At 38.7% G+C, this 4,896-nt stretch carries 9 protein-coding genes and 2 pseudogenes; 4 read left to right on the forward strand and 7 right to left on the reverse strand.

Features of this window, described 5'->3' with window-relative positions; all coding sequences use genetic code 11:
* Window positions 1-230: pseudogene (locus ACFINX_RS09295) on the reverse strand (hypothetical protein); the annotation flags it as partial.
* Window positions 231-323: 93 nt separating this feature from the next.
* Between ACFINX_RS09295 and ACFINX_RS09300 the strand changes: the two are divergent.
* The 3 genes from ACFINX_RS09300 (at window position 324) to ACFINX_RS09310 (ending at window position 1,189) form a co-directional block, all read left to right on the forward strand.
* Complete coding sequence (locus ACFINX_RS09300; protein ID WP_375628919.1) at window positions 324-533, forward strand: hypothetical protein; 210 nt, start codon at window positions 324-326, stop codon at window positions 531-533.
* Between the two features lie 124 nt (window positions 534-657).
* On the forward strand, window positions 658-921 hold the full coding sequence (locus tag ACFINX_RS09305) for a type II toxin-antitoxin system RelB/DinJ family antitoxin (protein ID WP_375668726.1): 264 nt from the start codon (window positions 658-660) through the stop codon (window positions 919-921).
* Window positions 908-1,189 carry a type II toxin-antitoxin system YafQ family toxin gene (locus tag ACFINX_RS09310; RefSeq protein ID WP_375628921.1) on the forward strand — a complete coding sequence of 94 codons (282 nt, stop codon included), beginning with the start codon at window positions 908-910 and terminating at the stop codon, window positions 1,187-1,189. Before ACFINX_RS09305 ends, ACFINX_RS09310 begins: the two co-directional genes overlap by 14 nt.
* A 48-nt stretch (window positions 1,190-1,237) precedes the next feature.
* Here the strand turns inward: ACFINX_RS09310 and ACFINX_RS09315 are convergent, their stop codons facing one another.
* From ACFINX_RS09315 to ACFINX_RS09325, 3 genes are read right to left on the reverse strand one after another with little or no spacing between them, the layout of a single operon-like run.
* The gene (locus tag ACFINX_RS09315) at window positions 1,238-1,516 is read right to left on the reverse strand and encodes a hypothetical protein (protein ID WP_375628917.1); all 279 of its coding nucleotides are present in this window, start codon (window positions 1,514-1,516) and stop codon (window positions 1,238-1,240) included.
* On the reverse strand, window positions 1,513-2,274 hold the full coding sequence (locus tag ACFINX_RS09320; RefSeq protein ID WP_375628915.1) for a phage antirepressor KilAC domain-containing protein: 762 nt from the start codon (window positions 2,272-2,274) through the stop codon (window positions 1,513-1,515). Before ACFINX_RS09320 ends, ACFINX_RS09315 begins: the two co-directional genes overlap by 4 nt.
* Window positions 2,267-2,470 (reverse strand): Arc family DNA-binding protein, encoded by a 204-nt coding sequence (locus ACFINX_RS09325; RefSeq protein WP_004859798.1) that lies wholly within the window; start codon window positions 2,468-2,470, stop codon window positions 2,267-2,269. Before ACFINX_RS09325 ends, ACFINX_RS09320 begins: the two co-directional genes overlap by 8 nt.
* Before the next feature lie 75 nt (window positions 2,471-2,545).
* Here ACFINX_RS09325 and ACFINX_RS09330 point away from each other — a divergent pair, with 75 nt between their 5' ends.
* Window positions 2,546-2,770, forward strand: coding sequence for an Arc family DNA-binding protein (locus ACFINX_RS09330; RefSeq protein WP_375628914.1), 225 nt, complete (start codon window positions 2,546-2,548; stop codon window positions 2,768-2,770).
* Here ACFINX_RS09330 and ACFINX_RS09335 read toward each other — a convergent pair.
* The 3 genes and pseudogenes from ACFINX_RS09335 to ACFINX_RS09345 all read right to left on the reverse strand — a co-directional run.
* Complete coding sequence (locus ACFINX_RS09335; protein WP_375668727.1) at window positions 2,717-3,244, reverse strand: Rha family transcriptional regulator; 528 nt, start codon at window positions 3,242-3,244, stop codon at window positions 2,717-2,719. The genes ACFINX_RS09330 and ACFINX_RS09335 overlap by 54 nt on opposite strands.
* 560 nt (window positions 3,245-3,804) lie before the next feature.
* Window positions 3,805-4,296 (reverse strand): Rha family transcriptional regulator, encoded by a 492-nt coding sequence (locus ACFINX_RS09340; RefSeq protein WP_375668728.1) that lies wholly within the window; start codon window positions 4,294-4,296, stop codon window positions 3,805-3,807.
* 318 nt (window positions 4,297-4,614) lie between these two features.
* Window positions 4,615-4,896 (reverse strand): annotated as a pseudogene (locus tag ACFINX_RS09345) (hypothetical protein); the annotation flags it as partial.

Consider the following 4,896-nt stretch of genomic DNA (forward strand, 5'->3'; position numbering starts at 1 on the left):
TGTTTGATCTTTGTCAGCGGTTGACCATCCGGTGCTAAAAATGGAGTAGGGCGCTTTGTTGGATTCTCATTCCAGATGCTTGTGGCAAGGGCTTCATTGACAGAACCATCTTCAAAAAGAGCCGCATCAAATTTACCTGTCTTTATCCGAGAAACCACCGCATTAGGTGAAACACGCATCTTTTTGGCAAACGCACGAAGCGATATCCCCTCACGAACTTTCTTGGTCATAGTTGCTCCTTGCTTTTTCTCTGCCATAAGAAGTAAGAGTTTACGGTGTTACGAATGATTGACAATCGGGTATAATCCGGTATATATTCCGGTATGAAAACAGATACACTCCAAATTACACAAGAATTGTTGGCTTTTAAAAAAAACTTTGCGATAAGATGTGGCTACACAAAAGAAGATTTAGAAGCTGTGGATTCTCCACCATTGACAGATGAAGAGCTTGCACGCTTAAAGCCAGCTAAAGGCGTTTTACCAGCCTCCTTTTTAAAGTCTGTAACAGAAGAGCGCCGTAAATGTGGGTGAAGTCTTAAAAAAAGCAAGCGGTTGTTAAGATAACCACCTCCCCACTCTAAAAACAATGCTTTACAGTTGAAATTAAACTTCAATTGTATTACATTGAAATACAGTTGAGAGAGGAGAAGTCATTATGGCTACCAGTCGCATGGTTCAGGCACGTGTACCGGAAGAAATTCAAAATGTCGCTAGTCAAGTTATTCAAGCCTCTGGTTTGTCAGTAAGTGATGTCGTGAGAGTGTTGATGACACGTATTGCGCAAGATAAAGCTATTCCTTCTTTTTTGTTTCAATCCAATGCAGAAACCATAGCGGCTTTTGCCGAACTTGATGAAGGCAATTTAAAAAAGTTTCATTCCGTAGACGAATTATTTGATGATCTTTATGCGGACGATTGAACGTACCACCATTTTCAAACGTGATTTTAAGCGTGAAATGAAAGGGCAACATCGGCATCTTTTAGATACTGATTTACGCAAAGTCATCACAGCATTAGCAAATGATCAACCTCTAGAGATACGGTACCGTGATCATGCATTGACTGGAAATTGGAATAATTACCGAGATTGTCATATTCGACCTGATCTAGTGTTGATTTATCGCTTGATTGATCAAGACCGATTGATTTTAGTGCGTCTAGGCTCTCATTCACAACTTGATCTTTAGATCACCTCCCCATTTTGAGAACGGAGAGGGGATTTCTGTTTTTTGAATTTAAGCAACTTTTTTAATGGGGCTCTCGAAATTTGGTTCATAAGCGCGCAACAAGGAATCCATGCTATGCGGTAATTCTGAAGCTCCAAAATCTGTAAGAATTGCCAAGATCTTTGTAATATTAGGCACGTCATTTTGAAGTTTTAAAACTAGAACCTTTTCTATTGCATTCATAGTTTGAACCAGAGCACTACAATCTTTGTCGCTCACATTTTCATCATTAGAAAATTGAGATAATGCCATCCACAAATCGCATAAGAAGTTGGTATCTATTTTCATTGCACACCTCCATGAATTTGTTCTCTTAAACATGCTAATCCTCTGGAGGTAATTTTCGTTGAAGGGAGTACCTTTTCTGTACCATCAGGTCTTTGGATAGTAATAGCAGGGCAATCCATGAATCCTTTCTTGATCTTGTCCTGATAAGGCAACAGAGGTGCTCCTGGAGCACGTCGATAGACCCAATCATTTTTACGCAAGTAATTGGTTAAATCCTTAGGTCGCACTTCAAGCATCTTTGCGGCTTCTATCAAACCGAACAGCCCATCAGAACGCTTTAAACCATCAAGTGCTTTTGCCTTTGGTTCTAATTTAGCAATGATATTGTCTTTCCGCTCGTTTTCATCTTTTAAATGCGTTAAGACACCAAGCATTACTGCTGGACTGGAGTAGTCGATCGATTGAACATAGGATTGCTTTATCTCGCCCCTACGCCATGCAACAAATAACTTAATAAGCATATAACGGACTTGAGAAGATTTTTCTGTATTCGATAATGTCGCAATCAATAACGCTTGCTCTTCGTTAAGCCAATATTCTGTTACGTTATTGCCCTTTATTACGTGCGCCACAGTGGCGCACCTCCCAAACCGTTCTATTTCTTGCATATTTCTTGTAATTAATTTTCTAACGTCACGTGTACGAACAAACCCTAATTTTTCTGCTAAGTCCACATCGCGAACACGAGGCTCGTTTTCGACTTCTCGTAATTTGATTAATTTGTCTTTATTGGTAGGTGAGTATGTGCTATTATTCATTGTAATTGACCTCTTTCAGGTTAGTTAGATGTAAAGCGTTAGAGAGAGTTTTTGCGGACTTATGCTCTAGCGCTTTTTCTTTTTTGAGAATGTTAATTATTTCAGATGAAAGAGAGCGATCATTCTCAGTCGCCCGATTAAACAACCACTCCTTTAATGTATGTGGCATATTTATTTTATATTGGATCGTTTTCATTTTACCTCCATATGCACATATTCAGTACCATAAAGGTACCTTGTGTCAAGTGTATTTTAGGTATATTTTAGGTGCATGACAAAAAAAGATCGTGTGCAATTTAAATTTCTCATTCCAATTGAACTGAAAAATCAATTGGAAGAGCTTGCGGAAGCAAATCATCGTAGCCTTACGGGTGAAATTCTTGCTCGTTTAGAAGATTCTATCCGCACTACCGTTACATTAAATCACCTACTGGCAATGAATTCAGAAGATCTCAAAAAGCTCCTTGAACAACCACTCGTGAATAAAAAAAAATAAGATGCCACACATAGCCCCCTCAAAACGCTTTAAGCCTTCAAGCGCTTCTGCTTTTGATGCTAATTCGGCAATAACATGGTCTTTCTGTTCTATTTGACTTTGTAAGTGATTTAAGACACCAAGTAATGCTTCAGGTTTCGAATAGTCAACTTGTGGTGTGGCTACTTGTTGTTCTAATTCTTGCCAGCGGTCTATGATTTTTGCTCGTAAGGCAGTGCTGTAACCCGAAACAAGAATTAAACATTCACGTTTGGGTAGGTTATAACAGTTTTGAGGCTTACCTTGTTTATCTAAATAGGTGGATCCAAATTTGGATTGACTCCCTTCAGGGTATAGTTCTCCTAACATTTGCCGAATATCACGCATGATATGAGCGTGTTGTTTACCACACAACTCAGCAATTTCACGACTCGACATAGTCTGAGTGGTAGCACTATTAGCAGTGCTTTCTTTAATTTCTATAAGTGTGTTCACTGTGAACTCCTTGGTAATAGAGGTTTTCTATTGACACTCTAAAAGAGTGCCGGGTGCTAGAAAACACGGTACCAAGTCCGTCGTCACACCTTTCCCGTGAGGGTATTGTATAGTGTAACTACACCCGACAAGACCGTTATATGCTACAGCATATAATGAGTCAAAATCTTTAATGTTCAGAAGACTGATTATTTCGGCAACCAATCCGCTTGGTATTTTAAGGTGTTTTCTAGGCACCCGATTCGACAATAGATATAATGATACTGTCTTGTCAAGTGATAAAAAACTTTTTCTAAAAAATAATCCCATATTGTACAGTAACATACTGAAATTGTTATTTATCAATAAGTTAAGTGTACAATGTACAGTCAATTTGAAAATTCTGTCGCTAGCGATAGTTTGCGCTCGCCTGCCCCGCAATGAAGCCAACCCGCTGGGAAGTACCTTTTGAATTGATTTTATTGTATTTTTTCTGGAAAAAGCGAAGCATTATCGATAATCTTCTTTGAATTAATATCCTCCCCACTTTGCAAGCAGGGAAGATGAAATCATATTTTAAACTAAGCGACTTTTACGACAGATCTTGCTAGAACCTGTTTTGCTTCTTTAATGAGAGCTTTATATTTTCTGTTTTCTTCATCTACTCTGAAGGCATCAAGAAGACGCACATGAATTGGACCTAAAAGATATAAAACTTTTTCACCAGCGTTCATACCCTCCCAATAACTTGGCAAATCAAAGCGTGTATCATTATCGTAATCGGTCTGTTCTTGACTCTCGAGTTCTATCCAGCGGTCAATGATCTTAGCACGCAACACTGTACTGTATCCTGAAATTAAGATAAGGCATTCACGCTTAGGTAGGTTGTAGCAGACTAATTTACGTCCTGTAGAATCCTTATAATTTCCTTGAAATTTACTCACCTCAATTTTGAGGTCAGTACATATTTGTCGAATATCTCTTACAATATTGTCATGCCTTTTATCGCATAATTCCGCAATTTCACGGCTAGACATTGTTAAAGTGGTTTGGGTATTTACTAAATTGTTCATAACGAACTCCTATCTACTTAGATGCCTTCTATTCATACCCCAAGGGGTATCGGGTGCTAGAAAACACGGTAGATAGTCCGTCGTTATGCTTTTCCCAAAAGGGTATTGTATAGCATAACTACACCCGACGAGATCATTATATGCGACGAGCATAGAATGAGTCAAAGCCTTAATGTGCAGAGAAGAGATTGTTCCGGCAATCTATCCGCTATCTATCAAGGTGTTTTCTAGGCACCTGATTTAACGATATATGTTTTTCGTGAATCTTGTCAAGTAATAAGATTGCTGTGAGTAGTGTGGTGACATAGCTTAAGAACATTATTTAGCTTTCTTATTGGCGGCGTATTCTTGACGTTTAAGTTGTCTCTGTATGTTTTTGATTAGTCTTTCATTGGCATATTGTGCAATAGCACTTGCAATCTCTGGTTTGGACATCACCCCAGCAATTGAAGGTCCCTCTTGTTTTGCAATGGGAAATTTATCTCCATCCGCTCTTTGAAATACATTACCATTCAGCTTTTTTAATTCAACACGCTTTGGAAAACTGCCTCCCTTGATAAAACCATGGGGTAAGATTTCTTTCTTTCCAAACAGTGTGTA

Origin of the sequence: Bartonella sp. AP36NXGY, from assembly GCF_042195865.1 — a bacterium.
Classification (GTDB): domain Bacteria; phylum Pseudomonadota; class Alphaproteobacteria; order Rhizobiales; family Rhizobiaceae; genus Bartonella.

Excerpts from the sequence above, each read along its gene's own strand:
- ACFINX_RS09300 (WP_375628919.1), top strand. The coding sequence starts at position 324 with ATGAAAACAGATACACTCCAAATTACACAAGAATTGTTGGCTTTTAAA.
- ACFINX_RS09305 (WP_375668726.1), top strand. The coding sequence starts at position 658 with ATGGCTACCAGTCGCATGGTTCAGGCACGTGTACCGGAAGAAATTCAA.
- ACFINX_RS09310 (WP_375628921.1), top strand. The coding sequence starts at position 908 with ATGCGGACGATTGAACGTACCACCATTTTCAAACGTGATTTTAAGCGT.
- ACFINX_RS09315 (WP_375628917.1), bottom strand. The coding sequence starts at position 1,516 with ATGAAAATAGATACCAACTTCTTATGCGATTTGTGGATGGCATTATCT.
- ACFINX_RS09320 (WP_375628915.1), bottom strand. The coding sequence starts at position 2,274 with ATGAATAATAGCACATACTCACCTACCAATAAAGACAAATTAATCAAA.
- ACFINX_RS09325 (WP_004859798.1), bottom strand. The coding sequence starts at position 2,470 with ATGAAAACGATCCAATATAAAATAAATATGCCACATACATTAAAGGAG.
- ACFINX_RS09330 (WP_375628914.1), top strand. The coding sequence starts at position 2,546 with ATGACAAAAAAAGATCGTGTGCAATTTAAATTTCTCATTCCAATTGAA.
- ACFINX_RS09340 (WP_375668728.1), bottom strand. The coding sequence starts at position 4,296 with ATGAACAATTTAGTAAATACCCAAACCACTTTAACAATGTCTAGCCGT.